Origin of the sequence: Belnapia sp. F-4-1 (assembly GCF_000802185.1) — a bacterium.
In the GTDB taxonomy this organism is placed as follows: Bacteria; Pseudomonadota; Alphaproteobacteria; order Acetobacterales; family Acetobacteraceae; genus Belnapia.
The window spans coordinates 3,965,783-3,987,419 of sequence record NZ_KN676113.1 but is presented as its reverse complement, the minus strand read 5'-3'; the positions used below and the strand labels follow the sequence as shown (position 1 = coordinate 3,987,419).

Sequence of the window (21,637 nt, the reverse complement as noted above, 5' to 3'; positions counted from 1 at the left end):
CCGGGCCCCCCCAGCCTGCTGGCCGCTTCCGCCGAGGCGCGGGCGCGGCTGGAAGCGGCGCTCGCCCTCGATGGGTGGTTGCGGCGCGATCTGGCGCAACCCGACCCGGCCTCCATCGCACGGCTGCAGGCCGGCATCGCCCGGCGGATCGCCCGCGCGCCGCTGCCGGACCGGCCAGGGCCCCTGCCAAGGCTGCTGGCATTGCTCCGCCCGGCCGCGCCGGCCGGATGGGGGGCGCTGGCCGCCATGGCCTGCTGCGCCCTCTGGCTGGGCCTGTCGCCGCCGCGCGCCGCGCCGGAGGACCCCTTCGGCCCCTTGCAGACCTTGCCCCTCGCGGGAGATGCCTTTTGATGCGCCGACCTTCCGGCAGGACCCTTATCACCGCGCTCAGCGGTGCCTCGCTGGTGCTGAACCTCGTTTTCGCCGGGCTGCTCTGGTGGCGGCCCACGCCGGCGCCGCGGGGCGGGCGCGGCTTCGACCGCATGGTGGCCCGGATCGAGGCCGCCCTGCCGGCGCCGGACCGGCCGCGCTTCCAGGCCGTACTGGCGGCCGAGCGCCCCCGCTATGCCGGCAGCCTCGCCGCCATGCGCGCCGCCAGCGCCGAGGTGGATGCGGTGATGCGGCGCGATCCCTATGACCCCGTCGCGCTGCGCGATGCGCTCGCGGTCTGGGCCGAGCGGATGGTCGCCTTCAACCGCGAATTCGGCGAGACCCTGGCCGAGGCGCTGGCCGCCGTCTCGCCCGAGGGCCGTGCCCAGATCGCCGCCGCGCGCCGGCCGGGCGGCTGAGCATGGCCCTGCCCTTCCTCCGCCGCGCGGCGCCGGCCGCCGCGGCGCTGCTGCTCGGTGGCTGTTCCGCGCTCGGCGACTGGCTGACGGCGCCCGGCACCTCGTCCGGCATCCCCCTGCCCGACCGGATGGCGGCGGCTGATGCGGCGCAGCCGGTGCGATGGCCGGACCCGCATTGGTGGCGCGGCTTCGGCTCGCCCGAGCTGGATGCGCTGATGACGGAAGCGATGGCGGCGAACAACGACATCGCCGCCGCCATCGCCCGCATCCGCCAGGCCGATGCGCAGATCCGCATCGCCGGCGCGACCTTGCTTCCGACAATCGACCTGACGACGCGGGCGGTGCGGCAGCAGGTCGGCACCGCCTCCTCCGCCTCCGTCGCGGGGGTTGGGCGGAGCAGCCGCGTGCGGGTGAGCGCCAGCGACCAGCTCAGCCTCGCGGCCAGCTACGAGATCGATTTCTGGGGCAAGAACCGCGGCCAAGTGGAGGCGGCGCAGCAATCCGCCTCCGCCACCCGCTTCGATGCGGGGACGGTGACGATCACCACCCAGGCCTCGGTGGCGAACACCTATTTCGCAATGCTTGCGGCGCAGGAGACGCTGGCGATCCAGCGGCAGAACCTCGACATCGCGCTCCGCGTGGTGCGGGTGATCCGCCAGCGGGTCGCGGTCGGCACGGCGACGGGGCTCGATCTCGCCCAGCAGGAGACGGTGGTCGCGCAGCAGCAGGCGCAGATCCCGCCGCTGGTGCAGTCGCTGGAGCAGAACCGGAATTCGCTCGGCACCCTCGTCGCCCGGCCGCCGGAGACGCTGCGGGTCGAGGGTGGCACTTTCAACCGGCTCGCCGTGCCGGCGGTGACTCCGGGCCTGCCGGCCGAGGTGCTGGCGCGGCGGCCCGACGTGCTGACCGCCGAGGCAACACTGGCGGCAGCCAATGCCAATATCGTCGTCGCGCGGGCGCAGCTGCTGCCCTCCGTCACGCTGACGGGGTCTGGCGGCTTCACCAGCCTGGCGCTCGAGAACCTGCTGCGGCCGGGCTCGGTCGTCTTCAGCCTGGCGGCGGGGCTGACCCAGCCCATCTTCCGTGGCGGGGCGCTGCGCGGGCAGGTGGAACTGAACGAGGGCCGGGCGCAGGAGCTGCTCGCGGCCTATCGTGGCACCATCCTCGCCGCCCTGGTCGATGCCGAGAACGCCCTGGTCGCGCTGCGCCAGACCACGGAGCAGGAAGCCCTGCAGGCCAATGCGGTGCGGATGGCCGAGCGCGCCTATGCAATCGCCGAGGCGCAGCTCCAGGCCGGAACCATCGACCTCGTCACGCTGCTGAACACGCAGCAGACGCTGTTCTCGGCCCGCACCACCCTCGCCGATGCCCGCCTCACGCGGTTGCAGGCCGCAGTCGGGCTGTTCCGGGCGCTCGGCGGGGGGTGGAACGGCATTTGAGGTTGCAGTTCGTCACCTGAACCCCCTCATGGGGATGCGCCGCCGCCGCCGTATCATCGCTATCCTGGACCGAGGTTCCCGACACATCCCATGCGCCGCTTCGCGATCCTTTTGCTGACCCTCGGGCTAATCGGCGGTGCCGGTGCGGGGGCCTGGTATTACTGGCAGCAGCGGCAGGCGCCGGCGGCGCCCGAGGCGCAGGCCGGGCCGCGGCCCGGTGGCGGCCCGGGCCGGCCCGGCGGCCCGCGGGGCGGCGGGCCAGGCGTGCCGGTGACGGTGGCCGCGGCGCAGCGGCAGGACGTGCCGATCATCCTCGACGCCATCGGCACGGTGCAGGCCTACAACACCATCACCGTCCGGGCCCAGGTGGATGGCCAGCTTGTCGAGATCGCCTTTCAGGAAGGCCAGATGGTCAAGCAGGGCGACCTGCTGGCGCGCATCGACCCGCGCAGCTACCAGGCGGCGCTCGACCAGGCGGTGGCCAAGAAGGCGCAGGATGAGGCGCTGCTGGCCAATGCCCGGCTCGACCTGCAACGCTACACGACGCTGGCGCGGAACGAGGGCGTCTCCCGCCAGCAGCAGGACACCCAGCGCTCCACGGTCGCGCAATACGAGGCGCAGGTCGCCGCCGACCAGGCCGCGATCGACAGCGCGCGGACGCAGCTCTCCTTCACCACCATCCGCTCGCCGATCAACGGCCGGGTCGGATTGCGCCTGGTCGACCAGGGCAACCTCGTGCGCTCGGGCGACGCGACGGGCATCGTCACCGTCTCGCAGCTCCAGCCGATCGCCGTGACCTTCACCCTGCCGCAGCAGGAGCTGGGGCGGGTGCTGGAAGCCCTGGAGCGCGGGGCGGTGCCGGTGCAGGCATTGCGCTCGGCGAGCGGGGGCACGCCGCAGACCCAGGGCTCGCCGGCCTCGCCCGGCGCGCGCGGGCCGATCATGGGCGAGTTGCGGACGCTCGACAGCGCGGTCGATGCCTCGACCGGCACCATCAAGCTGAAGGCGGTCTTCGCCAACGAGGACACACGCCTCTGGCCCGGCGCCTTCGTCAACGTGCGGCTGCGGATCGACACCGTGCCGGATGCGGTCACCGTGCCGCTGGTCGCGGTGCAGCGCGGGCCGGACGGCGCCTTCGCCTATGTTTTGAAGGGCGACCAGACGGTGGAGCAGCGCAGCCTCCAGCTCGGCGTGCTGACGCCGACCGAGGCAGTCGTGCGGCGCGGCGTGGAGGTCGGCGAGAAGGTCGTCACCTCCGGCGCGCTGCGGCTGAGCCCGGGCGTGAACGTGGTCGCCACCGACGATGCAGCGCCGGAGAATACGCCCGCGCCGGGCCAGCGGCGCCTCCGCTCCCGGCAGGCGGCCGATGCGAGCCGCTGAGCGGTGAACATCTCCGCCCCCTTCATCGCCCGGCCGATCGCCACCGTGCTGCTGGCGATCGCGGTGCTGCTCTGCGGCGGCTTCGGCTATCTGCGGCTGCCGGTCTCGGCGCTGCCCGAAGTCGACTTCCCGACCATCGAGGTGACGACGAGTCTGCCCGGCGCCTCGCCGGAGACGGTCGCGCTGCTGGTCACCGCCTCGCTCGAGCGGCAGCTGGCGCTGATCGCCGGCCTCACCGACATCGTCTCAACCAGCGGGCCGGGGACGAGCCGCATCACCATGCAGTTCAACCTCGGCCGCAACATCGACGATGCGGCGCAGGACGTGCAGGCGGCGATCAACTCCGCCCGCGGGACGCTGCCCGCAAACCTGCCCTACCCGCCAACCTATGCGAAGGTGAACCCGGCCGACCCGCCGGTCATCACCCTGGCGCTGACCTCCGACACGCTGCCGCTGCAGCGCCTCTCCGACGCGGCGGATACGCTGCTCGGCCAGCGGCTGAGCCAGGTGAGCGGCGTCGGCCGCGTGCTGGTGCAGGGCAACATGCGCCCCGCGGTGCGCATCCAGGCCGATCCGGTGCGGCTGGCGGCCTACGGCCTCTCGCTCGAGGATGTGCGGACAGCCGTGGCGGCGGGCAACGTCAATACGCCGAAGGGCAGCGTCGATGGGCCCCGCCAAGCCAGCACGGTGATGGCGAACGACCAGATCGACCGGCCGGAAGCCTTCGCCAACCTCATCATCGCCTGGCGCAACGGCGCCGCGGTGCGGCTGCGCGATGTCGGCACCGCGGTGCAGGATCTCGAGAACACCCTGACCGGCGCTTGGTACGACGGGGGCCCCGCCGTGCTGATCGACGTGCAGCGCCAGCCGGGGGCGAATATCGTCCAGACGGTGGCCGATATCCGCGAGCAGTTGCCGATGCTGGAGCGGGCGCTGCCGCAGGGGGCGCGGCTCGCCGTCGTCGCCGACCGGACGGGGACGATCAAGGCCTCGGTCCACGACGTGCAGTTCACCCTGGCGCTCGCTGTGGTGCTGGTGGTCGCGGTGATCTTCGTCTTCCTCCGCAGCCTGCGCGCCACCTTCATCCCCGGCGTCGCCCTGCCGCTCTCCATCATCGGCACCTTCGGGGTGATGGCGCTGTACGGCTTCTCGCTCGACAACCTGTCGCTGATGGCGCTGACCATCGCCACGGGCTTCGTCGTGGACGATGCCATCGTGATGATCGAGAACATCGTACGCCTGATCGAGGAGGGGAAGAAGCCGCTCGCCGCCGCCTATGAGGGCGCGCGGCAGATCGGCTTCACCGTGGTCTCGCTGACCGTCTCGCTGATCGCGGTCTTCATCCCGCTGCTCTTCATGCCGGGGGTGGTCGGGCGGCTGTTCCAGGAATTCGCGCTGACGCTGACCATTGCCGTGCTGGTCTCGATGGTGGTCTCGCTCACCCTCACGCCGATGATGTGCGGCTGGCTGCTGAAGCCGCATGAGGAGACGCGGCCGGGCCGGCTCTCCCGCGCGACCGAGCGCGTGCTCGATGCCTGCCGCGACGCCTATGGCCGCAGCCTGCACCGGGCACTGCGGCATGAGGGGCTCATGCTCGTCCTGGCGACGCTGACCGTCGCTGGCACCGTCTGGCTCTACGTCACCATGCCGAAGGGCTTCCTGCCGCAGCAGGATACCGGGCTGCTGGTCGCCAATGTCGAGGCGCCGGACGATGTCTCCTTCAGCCGCATGTCCGCGCTTCAGCAGGAGGTGGCGGCGCTGATCCGGGACGACCCGGACGTGACCGGCGTCGCCTCCGTGGTCGGCGCCGGCATCGTCAATGCGGCGCAGAATACCGGGCGGATCAGCATCGTGCTGCGGCCGCGGGAGGAACGCCAGGCCGATGCGAAGGCGATCATCGCCCGGATGCAGCCACGGCTGGACGCGCTGCCGCAGGTGGTGGTGCATCTCCAGGCGGTGCAGGACATCCAGATCGGCTCCCGGCCGGGCAGCACTGCCTTCCAGTACACCCTGATGGACCCGGATGCGGCGGAGCTCGGCCGCTGGGCGCCGGTGCTGGAGCGGAAGCTCGCCAGCCTGCCGATGCTCCGCGACATCGCCTCCGACCAGCGCGATGGCGGCGTGCGCGTCACTGTCGATGTGGACCGCGACAAGGCGGGGCGGCTTGGCGTCACCATGCAGGCGGTGGACGACGTGCTCTACGACGCCTTCGGCCAGCGCCAGATCAGCACCATCTACGCGCAGAACAACCAGTACCGCGTGGTGCTGGAAGCCGACCCCGCCATCCGCGACGACCCGGACAAGATCGGCCTGCTGCGCGTGCCGGCGACGGCCGGGCAGCAGACCACGGTGCAGGGCACGCCGGCGACCACCGCCGGCACGGTGCAGGTTCCACTCTCCGAACTGGCGCAGATCGGCCGCGCGGCGGGGCCGCTCACGGTGACGAAGCAGGGGCAGTTCCCGGCCGTTACCATCGGCTTCGACCTCGCGCCGGGCGCCTCGCTTGGCGAAGCCATCGCGGCGATCCGCGCGGCCGAGGCCGAGATCGGCATGCCGGACACCATCGTCGGCCGGTTCGCCGGCGATGCGGCGGAGTTCCAGCGGTCGCTGGCCGGCGAACCCTGGCTGATCCTCGCCGCCATCATCGTCATCTATATCGTGCTTGGCGTGCTCTATGAGAGCGTGATCCACCCGGTCACCATCCTCTCGACGTTGCCCTCGGCCGGCATCGGCGCGCTGCTGGCGCTCCGCCTCTGCGGGCTCGACCTTTCCGTGGTCGGGCTGATCGGCATCGTGCTGCTGATGGGCATCGTCAAAAAGAACGCCATCATGATGATCGACTTCGCCCTCGAGGCGCAGCGCGACCATGGCAAGTCGCCGCGCGAGGCGATCATCGAGGCCTCGATCCTGCGCTTCCGCCCGATCATGATGACGACGCTGGCGGCGCTGCTCGGCGCGCTGCCGCTGGTGCTGGAGAGCGGCACAGGGTCGGAGCTGCGGCTGCCGCTCGGCGTCTCGGTGATCGGCGGGCTGCTACTGAGCCAGGTCATCACCCTCTACACCACGCCGGTGATCTACCTGGCGATGGAGACGCTGCGGGACCGGGCGGTGCGGCTGGTGCGGCCGCGCCAGGCCGAGCCGCAGCCGGCGGAATAACCGTGTCGATCTCCGAGCCCTTCATCCGCCGGCCGATCGCGACGGCGCTCCTCGCCATCGGCATCGCGCTGGCGGGCATCGTCTCCTATTTCGCGCTTCCCGTCGCGCCGCTGCCGAGCGTGGACCTCCCGACCATCGTCATCGGCGCCGGCCAGCCGGGGGCTGACCCGGCGACCATGGCCTCCTCCGTCGCGGCGCCGCTGGAGCGGCGGCTCGGCGCCATCGCGGGCGTGACTGAGATGACCTCCACCTCCTCGCTCGGTGCCACCTCCATCATCGTGCAGTTCGACCTTTCACGCAGCGTGGAAGGCGCGGCGCGGGACGTGCAGGCGGCGATCAACGCGGCGGGCAGCGACCTGCCGGCGGGCCTCGCCATCCCGCCCTATTTCCGCAAGGCCAATCCGGGTGATGCGCCGGTGCTCATCATGTCGCTCGCCGCTGACACGGTGACGCCAGGCGCGGTCTATGACGCCGCCGACAGCCTGGTCGGACCTCGCATCGCGCAGGTACCAGGCGTCGCCCAGGTGCTTATCGCGGGCGCCGAGCAGCCGGCGGTGCGCGTCACCGTCGATCCTGCCGCCGCCAGGGCGGCGGGCGTCGGGATGGAGCAGATCCGTCAGGCGATCGCCAACAACAACGTCACCCAGGCGACGGGCGTGATTGACGGCTCTCAACAATCCGCTGCCATCGCCGTCAACGACCGGCTGAACACGCCGGAGGAATTCGGCGCCATCACGCTGAGATCGGCCAATGGCGCCCTCGTCCGCATCTCCTCCGTCGCCCGCGTCGCGCTCGACGTCCGGGATCGGCGGCAGGGCGGCTCGGTCGACGGGCGGCCGGCGGTGCTGATGATCATCTTCAAGCAGCCGGATGCCAATGTCATCGAGGTGGTGAACGGCATCCAGCGCATGCTGCCGGAGGTGGAGCGCTGGCTGCCGGGCGGCGTGCACATCACCACCATCCGCGACCGGTCCGAGACGATCCGCGCCAGCGTGCACGACGTGCAGCAGACGCTGCTGATCTCGATCGCCCTCGTCATCGCCGTCGTGGCGCTCTTCCTCGGCCGCACCTCGGCCGTCGCGGCGGCCGGCGCTTCGGTGCCGCTCTCGCTGCTGGGGACGCTGGTGGTGATGTGGCTGGTCGGCTACTCGCTCGACAACCTTTCCCTCATGGCGCTCACCGTCTCGGTCGGCTTCGTCGTGGACGACGCCATCGTCATGATTGAGAACATGGCGCGGCTGATGGAACGCGGCATGAAGCCGCTGGAGGCGGCGCTCGTGGGCGCGCGGCAGATCGGCTTCACCGTCGTCTCCATCACCGTCTCGCTCGTCGCGGTCTTCATCCCGCTGCTCTTCATGGGCGGCATCGTCGGGCGGCTGTTCCGCGAATTCTCGGCGACGCTCGCCATCGCCGTCGCCATCTCGGGCGTCGTCTCCCTCACTCTCACGCCGATGATGGCGGGGCGGCTGGCGCGGAGCGCGCCGCACCGGCCGGGGCTCGTCATCCGCCTCGTCGATGCGGGGATGGAGCGGATGACGCGCGGCTACCTCTGGTCGCTGCGGCATGTTTTGCGCTTCCGGCGGATCATGCTGGTCTTCACCCTGGCGCTCATCGGCCTCACGGTCTGGCTCTACGTCATCGTCCCCAAGGGCTTCTTCCCCGACCAGGATACCGGCCTCATCATCGGCACGACGCGGGCGCCGCCGGACACCTCCTTCCAGACGATGCAGGTGCTGCAGGAGCGGGTGGTCCAGGTGCTGATGCGTGACCCGGCGGTGGCTAGCATCGCCTCCCAGGTCGGCGGTGGCGGGGGCAACTCCTCGGGCAACCAGGGGCGCATATTCCTCAGCCTGAAGCCGCTGGCTGAGCGGGACAACGTTTCCGCCAATGGCGTCATCGACCGGCTGCGGCGGCCGCTGAACACCATCCCCGGCATGCAGACCTTCCTGCGTTCGGTGCAGGACATCAGCATCGGCGGGCGGGCGGGGAGTGCGCAGTTCCAGTTCGTGCTGCTGTCGCCGGACCTGGAGGGGCTGGAAACCTGGTCGGAGGTGCTGGTGCAGAGGCTGCGCGGCGTCGCCGGCATCACCGATGTCTCCTCCGACCAGCAGCGGGCCGGACTCGTCACCCGGCTGGAGATCGACCGGGATGCGGCGGCGCGGCTCGGCGTCAGCGTCTCCGCCATCGCCTCGGCGCTGAACAGCGGCTTCGCCCAGCGGCAGGTGTCGATCATCTACCGGGCGCGCAACCAATACCGTGTGGTGCTCGAGCTGGAGCCGGGGCTGCAGCAATTCCCCGAGCAGGTGGACGATGTCTACGTGCCCGGCGCGGGCGGGACGCAGGTGCCGCTCTCGAGCCTCGTCCGGCTGTCGCGGACGACGGCGCCGCTGGCGGTGACGCATCAGGGCCAGTATCCGGCCTCGACCATCACCTTCAACCTTGCCGAGGGCATGTCGATCGGCCAGGCGGCGGAGGCGGTGCAGCGGGTGGCGCAGGAGGCCGGGCTGCCGGATGGCATGCGGACGGAATTCGCCGGCAATGCCAAGGCCTTCCAGTCCTTCGCCCGGGACCAGCCGCTGCTGATCCTGGCGGCGCTGCTGACCATCTACATCGTCCTGGGTGTGCTCTACGAGCACCTGCTGCACCCCATTACGATCCTCTCCACCCTGCCGACGGCCGGCATTGGGGCGCTGCTGGCGCTGCTGGTGACGGATACGCCCTTCACCGTCATCGCCCTGATCGGCGTGATCCTGCTGATGGGCATCGTGAAGAAGAATGCCATCATGATGGTGGACTTCGCCCTGGAGCATGAGCGGAGTGAGGGAATCGGCGGCATGGATGCCATCATGGCGGCCTGCCGTGAGCGCTTCCGGCCGATTCTGATGACGACCCTGGCCGCCGTCTTCGGCGCGGTGCCGCTGGCCATGGCCTCCGGCGCCGGGTCGGAGCTGCGGCATCCGCTCGGGATCACCATCATCGGCGGATTGCTGCTGTCGCAGCTGCTGACGCTCTACACCACGCCGGTGGTCTATCTGGCGCTCGACGGGGTGGGTCGGCGGAAGCGGCGGACCGTGGCGGTGGCGGCGCCGGCGGAGTAGGAAAGGTGTTTCGGCGACGGGCCCAGGTCCCCGCTGCAACCGCCGGAGTTACGCCATGTCCCTTTCCCCCGAGCGCCCGAGCCGTGCCGAGGCCGAGGATGCCGTCCGCACCCTGATCCGCTGGGCCTGCGACGACCCGACACGAGAGGGGCTGCTCGATACCCCCGCCCGGGTGGCTCGCGCCTATGAGGAGCTCTTTGCCGGCTACCAGGTGGACCCGGTGGCGCTGCTGGAGCGCACCTTCGACGAGGTCGAGGGGTATGACGAGATCGTCCTGCTCAAAAACATTCGGCTCGAGAGCTACTGCGAACACCACATGGTGCCCATTATCGGCCATTGCCACGTCGCCTACCTGCCGGCCCGCCGCGTGGTCGGCATCAGCAAGCTGGCACGGGTGGTCGAGGCCTATGGCAAGCGCCTGCAGATCCAGGAGAAGCTGACGGCGCAGATCGCCAACACGATCGACCAGGTGCTGCAGCCGCGGGGTGTCGCCGTCATCATCGAGAGCGCGCACCAGTGCATGACGACGCGCGGAGTGCATCAGACGGGCGTGACGATGGTCACCAGCCGGATGCTGGGCGCCTTCCGGGACAATTTCGATACCCGTCGCGAGTTGCTATCCCTGATCCAGTCACCCTCGTAAGGTGACGCCTGCGCCGGGCGGCCAGTGACCTAGGTCCATACGCCCTTGGGAAGGAAGCCTGGAATGCCCGATGGCGACACCCGGTTTCATCTTCTCGCCGACAACGCGCCGGTCATGATCTGGCGCGCGGACCGGAGCAAGGCCTGCGATTTCTTTAACAGGCCTTGGCTCGACTTCACCGGCCGGAGGATGGAGCAGGAGCTCGGCTTCGGCTGGGCCGAAGGGGTCCATCCCGACGATTTCGACCGCTGCCTTGCGATCTACACGGAGGCCTTCGACGCCCGGTGCGCCTTCAGCATGCAATACCGCCTGCGCCGGCATGACGGGGCCTGGCGCTGGCTGCTGGACAATGGCAGGCCCTACGAGGATGGTGGCCACTTCGCCGGCTATTTCGGGTCCTGCATCGATGTCACCGAGATGAAGCAGGCGCTCGACCAGCGGGATGAGCTGGTGGCGGAGCTGACCCATCGCATCAAGAACACCCTCGCCGTGGTGGTCGCCATGGCGGAGCAGACGCGGCGCAACACCCCCAGTGCCGAGGAATTCCATCCGAACTTCCTCGGCCGGCTGCACGCCTTGTCCCGCGCCCATGACGCCCTGTTCCGCCAGGGCTGGATCGGCACCACGCTTGAGCTGGTGGCGCGGGAGGCCTTGGCCCCGTACATGGAGCCGGGGCGCATCACCATCGCCGGGCCAGCCGTCACGCTGCCGGCCAATGGGGCCGTGGCGCTCGGCATCGCCCTGCACGAGCTGGCGACCAATGCGGTGAAGCATGGCGCCCTCTCCATCCCCACGGGACAGGTGAGGCTCTGGTGGGGAGAGGCCGAGGCGGATGACGGGGGCCAAGCCTGGCACCTGCTCCGCTGGGAGGAAAGCGGCGGGCCGCCCGTGCCGGGCCGCCCGGGACGCCGCGGCATGGGGACGCGGTTGCTGGAGGGCGGCCTCGCCGGGCAGATCCGCGGGGCGGTGATGCTCGACTTCGCTCCGGGCGGGCTGCGATGCACCATGCGGCTGCCAACCGCTCAGGGCTTGGCGTAGCTCACGCCCATTCCGGCCGATGGGTCGTTCTGGATGCCGTAGGGCGGGATCGGGTAGCGGAGGCCGTTCTTCGCCAGGGCCTTCATGCCGTCGACGGCGATGCGCAGGTCGGCCGGCGTGAGCGCCATCAGCATCTCCTCGTCGGGGACGCCGCCATAACGGCGCTCGGCATAGCAAGGGAGCGAGAGGCTCGGCTCGCCGGTCTTCAGCGCACGGCCCCAGCTATCGGCACAGGCGCTCTCGCCGGCGACGCTCCACTCGAACTTCCGGTAGTTGCGGTACTGCAACCCGTTGATGAGGATGATCATCTGGCCGGGCGTCGCATAGACCAGGGCGATGTCCGGGTCGGGGATGCGGCCGGAGTCGAGCGGGCTGACGGCCATCGCCTGGTAACGGCCATGCGGGACGACATCCAGCGCTTCCTGCCGCGCCTGTGCGTCTTCCTGTGTGCCGTGCCAGATGCCGACATATTTCTCGCCGCGGCGCCATTCCTCGTCCTGCGGGCCGAGGCCGATGACGGCGCGGCATTGCGAGCCGACCAGGTCGTCGCCGGTGATGCCGACGGTCCAGCCGAGGCGGGAGGCCATGCTGACGATCTGGTCGGTGGCGTGGACGGTCTTCGGGCGGCGGATCCGGGGGATGGCTTCCATCTCGGCCACGGTCCCGTACATCTTCATGCCGATGACGGTGGTCCTGAGGCGCAGCAGCGCATTCAGCTCGGCGACGAGGGCTGGCAAGTCCAGCATCGGCGTTTCTCCCATTTATGTTCGAGAGGATAGCCCGTCACCAGCCCGCCCCCAACTCAGACCGGTCCAGGCCGGGTTCCGGCCTGGCGAGGTGAGCTTGAGGGGAGCAGCGCTCCCCTCGACAGGCTAGATCGCCCGCGACAACCCGGCGAAGAACCCCCGCCGCATCCCGTATTGCGGCGCCCCGACGCCGATGCCGGTCCCGTCGCGCAGCTGGTAGCCGCGGTCGAGGAGGTTGATCACGTCGAAGCGGAGCGTCCAGGCGCCGCCATCCGGCAGGGTCAGGCGCTGCGATATGCCGAGATTGACGGTGAGATAGGGCGTCATGACCTCGCTATTGGCGAAGCCCTTCCGCATCCCGCTGCCATAGACGAGGGAGCCGGACAGGGTGCCACCCTCCCAGGCCTCGTAGGCGGTGCCGGCCGAGCCGGTGAGCAGTTGGTCGTGGTCGGTGCGGACCCATTTCCGGCGGATCTGGGCGAGTTCCGCGGGCGACCAGAAATACTGGTTGGAGACGAGTCCCCTCCCTTCCGAGCGTGAGATGGAGAGGTTGCCGTAGACGCGCCACGGGCCCTGCCGCCAGTCGGCCGTCAGCTCCGTGCCGTAGACCCGGCCGCGACGGTAGTTGTAGGGCGAGAAGACATAGGCGCGGCCGAACTGCCCGAGATCCTGCATGTCCTCGACCGAGCGGCCATAGGCCTCGATGCCGAGGGTCAGGCTTTCGGTGACGCGGCGGCGGATGCCGAGGTTGATGTAATGCGTCCGCTCCGGCTGCACGGGGTCGGCTTGCAGGGTTGATGGTTGCAGGGTCGTCCCACGATAGCGGGTGATATCGATGGCGCCGACCAGCTCGGCCGGCGGCGGGGTGAAGTAGCGGGCATAGCCGAGGGCGACCGTCGTCGCCTCGTCCGGCGTCCAGACCAGGTTGGCGCGCGGGCTGAACTGCGAGGCGTCGACGATGCCGGAGATGGTGTCGAAGCGGCCGCCGGCATTGAGCGTCAGCCGGTCGGTGATGCGCCACTCGTCCTGGAGGTAGAGGCCGAACAGCGTCTGCCGCACGCGGCCGGCTTCCCGCAGGTTGAAGGGCGCGTCGAAGGCATTGCCCGCCACGTCGAGCGGCAGCAGCGTGCTGTCCGTCACGTTGCGGGTCATGTCTCGCGAGAGGAAGAAGCCGCCTCGCAGCGTATGCTCCGGATGCAGGCGCCAGGCCGCGTCGCCCTGCATGCCGTAGGACAGGCTCTCCCGCGCCACGGTGCTCGCCGAGCCGTCGAAGAGCAGGTCGCCGAGCCCGTCCGGCCGGTAGCGGATGGAGGAGCGGCGGACGAAGGCGGAAAGCTGCAGATCGGCATCGCCCAGGCTGTGCTGCCCGGCGAGGATGGCGAAGCTGTTGCGCTGCACCTGCCGTGCGCGGAGGTCGGCGCTGTCGAAGATGGACTGGCCATAGGCGGTGAAATCCGGGCGCAGCCCCGGCGTGTTCGGCACCTGATAGGTCGAGTACATGCTGCCGGCGATCAGCGAGATGCGGCTGCGGTCGCCGACCGGGACGGCGGCATGGACCAGGCCGCGGAGCTGGTCGGTTTCGTTGTGAAGGGCGGTCCGGCCTGGCGTCGGGTTCTCGAAGCCGCGGTCGCTGCGAAGGCCGGAGAGCGTGCCGAAATATTCGACCGGCCCGGCGCTGCCGCCATAGCTGGCGCTCGGCTGGATGGTGCCGAAGCTGCCGCCATAGACGCCGAGGCTGCCGCCCGGATCCTCAAGGCCGGAGCGGAGCTGCATGTCGACGACGCCCGCCGTGCGGTAGCCGAACTGCGCCGGCAGCGCGCCAGTGATGAGCGAGACGCTGCGCAGCGCCCGCGCGTCGAAGAGCTGGTTGAAGCCGCTGATCGCCTCCGGCAGCAGCACGCCGTTGACGCGGTACTGCAGGTTGCGGTGGTCGCCGCGGACATGCAGGTCGCCGAAGGCCTCCTGCACCACGCCCGGCGCCTGGAGCAGCACGTCCGTAAGGCGGGCATTCTCGCCACCGGGCAGCTTCTGGATGGTCTCGCGGTCGATCTCGTAGCGGCTGGCGCCGAGGCTCGGGGCGATGGCGTTGCGCGCCACGTCGAGGCTGCGGGACTGCACGATGAGGTCGGGCAGTTCGAAGGCCGGCTCCTCCGCCCGCGCCGCATCGGCGAGGAGGAGCGAAACAACTGCGACAACTCGATAGCTGTTCATCTCTGCATCATCCACGGCTATTGATATGTTCAGGTATTTGTTGTTTAATTTCAGTGCTTTATACTGATCTGCCGGGGTGGATGGCGCAAGCCGACGCAATGCGCGATGCTTGCCGCCCCGACCGATGAGGCGCCCCATGACCGGCACGCTGTTCCGCAATTTCCGGCTCTTCGATGGGCTTGCCGACGAGCTCGTCGAGGGGATGGAGCTGCTGGTCGAAGGCGACCGGATCAAGGAGTTGGCGGACCGGCCGATCGCCAGCGCCGCGGCGCGCGCCGTCGATTGCGGCGGGCGGACGCTGATGCCGGGGCTGATCGATGCCCATGTCCACGCCTATGGCAGCGAAGCCGATCTCGCCCGGCTGGAGCGGCTGCCGCGCAGCCTGCAGGCCTTGCAGGCGGCGGAGCGGCTGCGGCAATCGCTGCAGCGTGGCTTCACCACCATCCGCGATGCGGGGGGCGCCGATTGGGGCCTCGCCATCGCCTGCGAGACCGGGCTGATCGCGGGGCCGCGGCTGTTCTATCCGGGCCGGGCGCTGTCGCCGACCGGCGGGCATGGCGACATGCGGCCGAACACCATGCTCGACCAGTTCTGCGGCTGCTGCGCGCCGGCCATGGCGCTCGGCGTCATCGCCGATGGCGTCGACGAGGTGCGGAAGGCGGTGCGCGGCGAGCTGAAGCGCGGGGCGCATGCCATCAAGATCATGGCGAGCGGCGGCGTCGCCTCACCCTCCGACCCGATCTACGCCCTGCAATACAGCGACGAGGAGATCGCCTGCGCGGTCTGGGAGGCGAAGGCCTGGCGGAGCTATGTGCTCGCCCATGCCTATACACCGGAGAGCATCCATCGCGCGGTGCGGCTCGGCGTGCGCTCGGTCGAGCATGCCAACCTGATCGACGCACCAACCGCCGCCTTCATGGCGGAGCGCGGCGCCTTCGCCGTGCCGACCCTCGTCACATATGACGCGCTGGAGGAGGAAGGGCCGGCGCTCGGCCTGCCGCCCGAGAGCATGGCGAAGCTCGCCAGCGTGAAGGACGCCGGGCTCGGCAGCCTCGAGATCCTGGCGCGGGCGGGGGTGCGGATGGCGCTCGGCACCGACCTGCTCGGCGCCATGCACCGGCGGCAGTCGGATGAGTTCGTCATCCGCCGCCAAGTGCTGCCGGCGGCGGATGTGCTGCGCAGCGCGACCAGCGTCGCGGCGGCGCTGCTCAACCAGGAGGGCGCGCTCGGCGTGGTGGCGCCGGGGGCGCTGGCCGACCTGATCCTTGTCGATGGCGACCCCATCGCCGATATCGGCGTGCTCACCGGCCAGGGCGAGCGCATCCCCTTCGTTATGAAGGGCGGCGCGGCGATGATCGACCGGCTGGGTACCTAACGGACCAGGCGCAGGGTGCCCGAGGACGGGATCTCCCCCGCCGATTTCTGCAGGTTGAGAAGCTGGGTGGTCAGCGCCAGCACCCGGAGCGTCTGGTCCTCCGCCTCGTCCTGCGGTGCCACATACCAGCGCGCGCCGCGGTAATCGGCGGCGAGGCGCGGCCGAGCGGGCGGTTGCTGCCACAGGCGGAAGAGCCTCGGCCTTGCCTGGCCGCCGTCCGGCCGGGGGATGGAGACGCGGTAGGCGATGCCCTCCTCCTCCCGCCGCTGCACGGCGCCGAGATAGTGCAGGATCTCGTCCACGGAGCGCAGATACCAGGCGAGGCCTTGCGGCGCGGCGCGGCCGGCGTGGATGGCATGGTCCGCGACCTCATCGGCGTTGCAGGGGTCGCCTTCCTGGGTGATGGGGGAGATCTGCGGCGGCTCGTTGTCGAGGGCGAGGGCGGTGAAAGGCGGCGAGGAGCCTGGGCGGCCGGGCACGCAGATCACCAGCTGGTTCACCGCGCGGTAGAGCTGCCACCCCTCTCCGTCCCGGCGCAGCGTGATGCCGGGCTCCTTCAACATGGACAACCGGTCCGGCGCCGTCGCCTCCGCGCGGCTGAGCGGCGGGCCGAGCGGAATCAGCCGCGTATAGCCGTTGAAGCGGAGGCGACCGAAGCGGGTCAGCCGGTCGACCATGGCTTCGAAGGGGTCGCAAGGCGGCCTGGCCTCCATGCCGGCCTCGGTGCAGGCGGCCTCGGTCTGCGGGTCGAGTGCCTGGCGGCGGGCCGGGTCGTTGGCGATGATCCGCCCGCCCGGCCCCTCGTCGAATTTGGAGACGAGCAGATAGAGCAGGATCTGGTCCGGTAGGCCCTGGTCGGAGAGCAGGCGGAGCAGCACTGGGTCGATCGGCCTCAGCAGGCCGCGGGCGAATTCCTGCCGGTCGAGCGGGCCGATATCGAAGCTCGGATTCGTCGACGCCAGCAGCGCTGGCTGGGCGAGGCCGGCCGAATGGCTGAGCTCGTAGCCGAAGCCGGCGGACAGGGTGAAGGCGCCATGGATGGCGCCGATGGTCGAGAAATGCAGCGGCGCCTGGTCCCGCGCGCGGAGCACGTTGACCACCAGCAGCGTATCCGTCGCCACCTGCATAGTGCCGTTATACGCGATGCTGTTCTCGGCGATGCTCCCGCCAAGGGAGCAGGCGGCGAGGCCAGGCAGCAGGGCGAGGGCCAGCAGGCGGAGGCGGAAGCTCATCCGCACAGCATGGCCGAGCCGCCCCGTCTGGCGAGTGAAACCGCGTTCAGCCGAGATGGACCTCGAAGCCCTTGGCGGTTGCCGGCCGGGCCATCATCCGCTCGTACCAAGCGGCGACATTCGGCAGGTCGTCGAAGGGGACCTGATGCCGCTCATGCCGCCAGGCCCAGCCGAGGATGGCAAAGTCGGCGATGCTCGGCTCGCCCTCGGTCGCCACGTAGTCGCGCCCGGCCAGGCGCCGGTCGAGCACGCCATAGAGGCGCTTCGTCTCGTTATGGTAGCGGGTGAAGCCGTATTCCTTGGCCGGCCCGTCCGGCTGCATCAGGAAGTGGTGGACCTGGCCGGGCATCGGGCCGAAACCGCCCATCTGCCACATCAGCCATTCCAGGACCGGCACCCGGGCGCGCAGTTCGCGCGGCATGAATTTCCCCGTTTTCTCGGCGAGATAGAGAAGAATCGCGCCGCTTTCGAAGACGGTGATGGGCTGGCCGCCCGGCCCCTCCGGATCGATGATCGCCGGGATGCGGTTGTTCGGGCTGAAGGCGAGGAAGGCCGGGTCGAATTGCTCGCCCTTGGTGATGTTCACGGTCTTCACCGTGTAGGACAGGCCCATCTCCTCAAGCGCGACGCTGATCTTCCGGCCATTCGGCGTGTTCCAGGTGTGCAACTCGATCATGGTGCTCGTCCCGAATGCGTTGGGCCGAGCCTAGCCGAGGCCGCAGGAGCTGGCGAGCGGCGGCAGGGTGTTGCACCGGCGCCACCTGTGGTCACGAACCCGCGTGCGGAACGTTGTAGTCGCTTCCTATTTTCGGCGCCATGCCGCAACCTGAGCGTGCAGGTCCGGCCAGGGGAAATGGTGGCGGCCCTGCACTTTGGGGGATGGTCTTCATGCTGGGAATGTCGCTTCCGGCCGCGCGCCGTAAGTCGGTGACGCTTGCCTACCTGATCTGGGCCGTGTTCGGCCTGTTTGGCCTGCACCGCCTCTACCTGGGCCGGAATCTCTCGGCCGCGGGCATGGCGGCCATCACCGTGCTCTCCGTCCCGCTGATCTGGAGCGGCCTCGGCCTGCTCGGCTTCGTCGCCACCAGCACCTGGGCGCTGGCTGATGCGGTGCTCATTCCGGGCATGACAAAGGAGCTCAACGGGGCGGTGGCCGCGGCGCCCTGAAGGAGGACGGCGCCCTTTCCCCCCAGGGCGCCGCTCGACTTGAGGTTGAGGAGGGTCGTGTCCCTCCTCAGGCCAGCTTCTGCTTCAGCACCTCGTTGACCAGGGCCGGGTTGCCCTTGCCCTGCATGGCCTTCATCACCTGCCCGACAAAGAAGCCGAACAGCTTGTCCTTGCCGCTGCGGTACTCGGCGACCTTGTCGGCATTGGCCTCCATCACGCGGTCGATCGCCGCCTCGATGGCGCCGGTATCGACCACCTGACGCAGGCCGCGCGCATCGACGATGGCGCCCGGCCGCTCGCCGGTCTCGAACATGATCGCCAGCACGTCCTTGGCGATCTTGCCGTTGATCGTCTTGTCGGCGATCAGGTCCAGCAGCTCGCCAAGGGCGGCGGCGCTCACCGGGCTCTCCTCCACGCCTAGGCCGGTGCGGTTCAGCGCGGCGAAGAAGTCGCCGGTCACCCAATTCGCCACGGTCTTGGCGTCACGGCCCTTGGCTACGGCCTCGAAGAAGGCCGCCGTCTCACGCTCCAACGTCAGCACATGGGCGTCATAGGGCGAGAGGCCCATCGCCACGTAGCGCGCGCGGCGCTCGTCCGGCAGTTCGGGCAGCGAGGCTTTCAGCTGCTCGACCCAATCGGCCTCCAGCACCAGCGGCGGCAGGTCCGGGTCGGGGAAGTAGCGGTAGTCATGCGCATCCTCCTTGGAGCGCATGGAGCGCGTCACGCCGCGGCCGGTGTCGAACAGGCGGGTCTCCTGCTCGACCGTGCCGCCTTCCTCCCAGACCTCGATCTGGCGGCGCGCCTCGGCCTCCACCGCCTGCATGACGAAGCGGATGGAGTTGACGTTCTTCACCTCGCAGCGGGTGCGGAACCCTTCCCCCGCCTTGCGGACAGAGACGTTGACGTCGGCCCGCATGGAGCCCTCGTCCATGTTGCCGTCGCAGGTGCCGAGGTAGCGGAGGATCTGGCGGAGCTTGGTGAGGTATGCCCCCGCCTCCTCCGGCGAGCGCATGTCGGGCTCCGAGACGATCTCCATCAGCGCGACGCCGGAGCGGTTCAGGTCGATGAAGGACTTGCTCGGGTGCTGGTCGTGCAGCGACTTGCCCGCATCCTGCTCGAGATGCAGCCGGGTGATGCCGATCTCCTTGGTGCTGCCGTCCGCCAGCGTGATCTCGACCGTGCCGGTGCCGACGATCGGATGGGCGAACTGGCTGATCTGGTAGCCTTGCGGCAGGTCGGCATAGAAGTAGTTCTTCCGATCGAAGCGCGACCAGAGATGGATCTCCGCCTTCAGCCCAAGCCCGGTGCGCACGGCCTGCGCCACGCATTCCTGGTTGATGACGGGCAGCATGCCGGGGAAGCCGGCATCGACGAAGGAAACCTGGCTGTTCGGCGCGGCGCCAAATTCGGTGGCGGCGCCGCTGAACAGCTTGGCCTGCGAGGTGACCTGGGCGTGGACCTCGAGGCCGATGACGACTTCCCAGGGGCCGGTGCGGCCTTCGATCGTATAGGTCATGCGCTTTCCGTCCTTGCGCCCCAACCGAAGGTCAGGCGCTGCTGTTCACGGAGGAATGCCTCCCGGTCCTCGACGATGCCCAATCCCAGCCGCCTCGCGCAATCGGCGAAGCCAGAGAGGGATTGCGGATCGAGCGCGCCGGTCTGCAGATTGTCCTGGTTGACGACGATGGCCGAGATCATGGCGCCGGCCTCCGTCAGCATGCGGCCGCAGACGCCTTCCAGGTGCGGGCGCATCTGGCTGCGCACCGCCATGCTCCACGGCACGTCGCTTGCCCTGGCGATCTGGCCATAGCTGACGAAGCGCTGCTCGGCCGCCGCGGCGCGGATCGCGTCGATGCTGCGGTCCATGTCGAGCATGCTAGGCGCCCGCCCGCAGCCGCGGCAATGCGGTGAAATTCGCCGCCTGCTCGATCGCCGCACCGACGGCGAAGACCGTTTCCTCGTCGAAGGACTTGCCGATCACCTGCAGGCCGAGCGGCAGCCCCTGGGCGTCGAGCCCGGCCGGGACCGCGAGGCCCGGCAGCCCGGCGAGGTTCGCCGTCACGGTGAAGACGTCGTTCAGGTACATCTTCACCGGGTCGTCCTGCTTCTCATCCATCCCGAACGCCGCCGAGGGCGTGGCCGGGGTGACGATGGCATCGACCTTGCCGAAGGCCTCGTCGAAGTCGCGCTTGATGAGGGCGCGGATCTTCTGCGCCTTCAGGTAGTAGGCGTCGTAGTAGCCGGCGCTCAGCACATAGGTGCCGATCAGGATGCGCCGGCGGACCTCGGCGCCGAAGCCCTGGGCCCGCGTCCGCTCGTAAAGGTCGCGCAGGTCGCTGCCCTGCTCCGTGACGCGCAGGCCGAAGCGCACGCCGTCATAACGGGCGAGGTTGGAGGAGGCCTCGGCCGGGGCGACGATGTAGTAGGTCGGCAGCGCATACTTGGTGTGCGGCAGGCTGATCTCGACCGTCTCGGCCCCCTGCGCGCGCAGCCATTCGAGGCCCTGTTCCCACAAAGCCTCGATCTCGGGCGGCGTGCCCTCCAGCCGGTACTCCTTCGGCACGCCGATCCGCAGCCCCTTCACGCCGCGGGCGCAGGCAGCGGCAAAATCGGGCACCGGGACATCGGCGCTGGTGCTGTCCTTCGGGTCGAAGCCCGCCATGGACTTCAGCAGGATGGCGCAATCCTCGACGGTGCGCGCGACGGGGCCCGCCTGGTCGAGCGAGGAGGCGAAGGCGACGATGCCGAAGCGGCTGCACCGGCCATAGGTCGGCTTGATGCCGGCGATGCCGCAGAAGGCGGCCGGCTGGCGGATGGAGCCGCCGGTATCCGTCGCCGTGGCGCCGAGCGCCAGCCGCGCCGCGACGGCCGCGGCCGAGCCGCCGGAGGAGCCGCCGGGCACCAGCCGCGTATCCGGGTCGTTGGCGCGCGACCAGGGGTTCTCCACCGGCCCGGAGGCGCTGGTGGTGTTGGACGAGCCCATGGCGAATTCGTCGAGATTCGCCTTCCCGAGGAAGACCGCGCCGTCCCGCAGCAGGTTGCCGGAGACTGTGCTTTCATAGGGCGGGGTGAAGCGGCCAAGGATGCGGCTGCCGGCGGTGGTCAACGTCCCCGCCGTGCAGAACAGGTCCTTGATGGCAAGCGGCACGCCCTCGAGCGGGCCGGCCACGCCTTCCTTCCGCCGCGCATCGCTGGCGCGGGCCTGCTCCAGCGCCTGTTCGCCGGTGACGGTGATGTAGGCGTTGAGGCGCGGGTTGAGCGCCGCGATGGCGTCGAGATGCGCAGTCGTCAGCTCGACGGAGCTGATGATGCCCTCGTTCAGCGCGTCGATGGCGCCGCGCAGGGTGAAGTCGGTCGGGTGCAT

At 69.9% G+C, this 21,637-nt stretch carries 17 protein-coding genes; 10 read left to right on the top strand and 7 right to left on the bottom strand.

Annotation, left to right across the window (positions count from 1 at the left end; translation table 11 throughout):
* The 8 genes from LH62_RS31205 to LH62_RS18765 all read left to right on the top strand — a co-directional run.
* Positions 1-351 (top strand): hypothetical protein (locus LH62_RS31205; RefSeq protein WP_201445542.1); only part of this gene is annotated, 351 nt, incomplete at its 5' end.
* The gene (locus LH62_RS18795) at positions 351-788 is read left to right on the top strand and encodes a periplasmic heavy metal sensor (protein ID WP_043363608.1); all 438 of its coding nucleotides are present in this window, start codon (positions 351-353) and stop codon (positions 786-788) included. The genes LH62_RS31205 and LH62_RS18795, both read left to right, overlap by 1 nt.
* A 2-nt stretch (positions 789-790) precedes the next feature.
* The gene (locus tag LH62_RS18790; RefSeq protein WP_052214683.1) at positions 791-2,227 is read left to right on the top strand and encodes an efflux transporter outer membrane subunit; all 1,437 of its coding nucleotides are present in this window, start codon (positions 791-793) and stop codon (positions 2,225-2,227) included.
* Positions 2,228-2,317: 90 nt separating this feature from the next.
* The gene (locus LH62_RS18785; protein ID WP_052214682.1) at positions 2,318-3,607 is read left to right on the top strand and encodes an efflux RND transporter periplasmic adaptor subunit; all 1,290 of its coding nucleotides are present in this window, start codon (positions 2,318-2,320) and stop codon (positions 3,605-3,607) included.
* Positions 3,608-3,610: 3 nt separating this feature from the next.
* Positions 3,611-6,763: an efflux RND transporter permease subunit gene (locus tag LH62_RS18780; RefSeq protein ID WP_043363606.1), complete on the top strand. Its 3,153-nt coding sequence runs from the start codon at positions 3,611-3,613 to the stop codon at positions 6,761-6,763.
* A 2-nt stretch (positions 6,764-6,765) separates the two neighbouring features.
* Complete coding sequence (locus LH62_RS18775) at positions 6,766-9,861, top strand: efflux RND transporter permease subunit (RefSeq protein ID WP_043363605.1); 3,096 nt, start codon at positions 6,766-6,768, stop codon at positions 9,859-9,861.
* A gap of 55 nt (positions 9,862-9,916) precedes the next feature.
* Positions 9,917-10,504 (top strand): GTP cyclohydrolase I FolE, encoded by a 588-nt coding sequence (gene folE, locus LH62_RS18770; RefSeq protein WP_043363604.1) that lies wholly within the window; start codon positions 9,917-9,919, stop codon positions 10,502-10,504.
* A gap of 63 nt (positions 10,505-10,567) precedes the next feature.
* The gene (locus tag LH62_RS18765) at positions 10,568-11,542 is read left to right on the top strand and encodes a sensor histidine kinase (protein WP_052214681.1); all 975 of its coding nucleotides are present in this window, start codon (positions 10,568-10,570) and stop codon (positions 11,540-11,542) included.
* On the opposite strand, the gene LH62_RS18760 is transcribed toward LH62_RS18765, so the two are convergent.
* Positions 11,527-12,288, bottom strand: coding sequence for a DUF169 domain-containing protein (locus LH62_RS18760; protein WP_201445541.1), 762 nt, complete (start codon positions 12,286-12,288; stop codon positions 11,527-11,529). The two genes, LH62_RS18765 and LH62_RS18760, sit on opposite strands and share 16 nt — an antisense overlap.
* Positions 12,289-12,414: 126 nt before the next feature.
* Positions 12,415-14,499 (bottom strand): TonB-dependent receptor, encoded by a 2,085-nt coding sequence (locus LH62_RS18755; RefSeq protein ID WP_052214680.1) that lies wholly within the window; start codon positions 14,497-14,499, stop codon positions 12,415-12,417.
* 136 nt (positions 14,500-14,635) lie between these two features.
* Here LH62_RS18755 and LH62_RS18750 point away from each other — a divergent pair, with 136 nt between their 5' ends.
* Entirely contained in the window at positions 14,636-15,874 is a 1,239-nt protein-coding gene (locus LH62_RS18750; RefSeq protein ID WP_043363602.1) for an amidohydrolase family protein, read from the top strand.
* Here LH62_RS18750 and LH62_RS18745 read toward each other — a convergent pair.
* Both LH62_RS18745 and LH62_RS18740 read right to left on the bottom strand, forming a co-directional pair.
* On the bottom strand, positions 15,871-17,106 hold the full coding sequence (locus LH62_RS18745) for a hypothetical protein (RefSeq protein ID WP_043363601.1): 1,236 nt from the start codon (positions 17,104-17,106) through the stop codon (positions 15,871-15,873). The two genes, LH62_RS18750 and LH62_RS18745, sit on opposite strands and share 4 nt — an antisense overlap.
* Before the next feature lie 46 nt (positions 17,107-17,152).
* Positions 17,153-17,782: a glutathione S-transferase family protein gene (locus tag LH62_RS18740; protein ID WP_043363600.1), complete on the bottom strand. Its 630-nt coding sequence runs from the start codon at positions 17,780-17,782 to the stop codon at positions 17,153-17,155.
* A gap of 203 nt (positions 17,783-17,985) precedes the next feature.
* Between LH62_RS18740 and LH62_RS18735 the strand changes: the two genes are divergently transcribed.
* A complete protein-coding gene (locus LH62_RS18735; RefSeq protein WP_052214679.1) occupies positions 17,986-18,273 on the top strand; it encodes an NINE protein in 288 nt (95 codons plus the stop codon).
* Positions 18,274-18,340: 67 nt separating this feature from the next.
* Here LH62_RS18735 and gatB read toward each other — a convergent pair whose 3' ends face one another.
* Genes gatB through gatA form a run of 3 tightly spaced genes read right to left on the bottom strand, consistent with a single transcriptional unit; the run spans position 18,341 to position 21,637 of the window.
* On the bottom strand, positions 18,341-19,789 hold the full coding sequence (gene gatB, locus LH62_RS18730) for an Asp-tRNA(Asn)/Glu-tRNA(Gln) amidotransferase subunit GatB (RefSeq protein ID WP_043363599.1): 1,449 nt from the start codon (positions 19,787-19,789) through the stop codon (positions 18,341-18,343).
* Positions 19,786-20,148, bottom strand: a complete 363-nt coding sequence (locus LH62_RS18725) for a hypothetical protein (RefSeq protein ID WP_052214678.1) — start codon at positions 20,146-20,148, stop codon at positions 19,786-19,788. The genes gatB and LH62_RS18725 overlap by 4 nt, the downstream gene beginning before the upstream one ends.
* Position 20,149: 1 nt before the next feature.
* Complete coding sequence (gene gatA, locus LH62_RS18720; protein ID WP_043363598.1) at positions 20,150-21,637, bottom strand: Asp-tRNA(Asn)/Glu-tRNA(Gln) amidotransferase subunit GatA; 1,488 nt, start codon at positions 21,635-21,637, stop codon at positions 20,150-20,152.

Coding starts and splice junctions, on each gene's coding strand:
- LH62_RS18795 (WP_043363608.1), top strand. CDS start 351: ATGCGCCGACCTTCCGGCAGGACCCTTATCACCGCGCTCAGCGGTGCC.
- LH62_RS18790 (WP_052214683.1), top strand. CDS start 791: ATGGCCCTGCCCTTCCTCCGCCGCGCGGCGCCGGCCGCCGCGGCGCTG.
- LH62_RS18785 (WP_052214682.1), top strand. CDS start 2,318: ATGCGCCGCTTCGCGATCCTTTTGCTGACCCTCGGGCTAATCGGCGGT.
- folE (WP_043363604.1), top strand. CDS start 9,917: ATGTCCCTTTCCCCCGAGCGCCCGAGCCGTGCCGAGGCCGAGGATGCC.
- LH62_RS18765 (WP_052214681.1), top strand. CDS start 10,568: ATGCCCGATGGCGACACCCGGTTTCATCTTCTCGCCGACAACGCGCCG.
- LH62_RS18760 (WP_201445541.1), bottom strand. CDS start 12,288: ATGCTGGACTTGCCAGCCCTCGTCGCCGAGCTGAATGCGCTGCTGCGC.
- LH62_RS18755 (WP_052214680.1), bottom strand. CDS start 14,499: ATGAACAGCTATCGAGTTGTCGCAGTTGTTTCGCTCCTCCTCGCCGAT.
- LH62_RS18750 (WP_043363602.1), top strand. CDS start 14,636: ATGACCGGCACGCTGTTCCGCAATTTCCGGCTCTTCGATGGGCTTGCC.
- LH62_RS18745 (WP_043363601.1), bottom strand. CDS start 17,106: ATGAGCTTCCGCCTCCGCCTGCTGGCCCTCGCCCTGCTGCCTGGCCTC.
- LH62_RS18740 (WP_043363600.1), bottom strand. CDS start 17,782: ATGATCGAGTTGCACACCTGGAACACGCCGAATGGCCGGAAGATCAGC.
- LH62_RS18735 (WP_052214679.1), top strand. CDS start 17,986: ATGGTCTTCATGCTGGGAATGTCGCTTCCGGCCGCGCGCCGTAAGTCG.
- gatB (WP_043363599.1), bottom strand. CDS start 19,789: ATGACCTATACGATCGAAGGCCGCACCGGCCCCTGGGAAGTCGTCATC.
- LH62_RS18725 (WP_052214678.1), bottom strand. CDS start 20,148: ATGCTCGACATGGACCGCAGCATCGACGCGATCCGCGCCGCGGCGGCC.
- gatA (WP_043363598.1), bottom strand. CDS start 21,637: ATGCACCCGACCGACTTCACCCTGCGCGGCGCCATCGACGCGCTGAAC.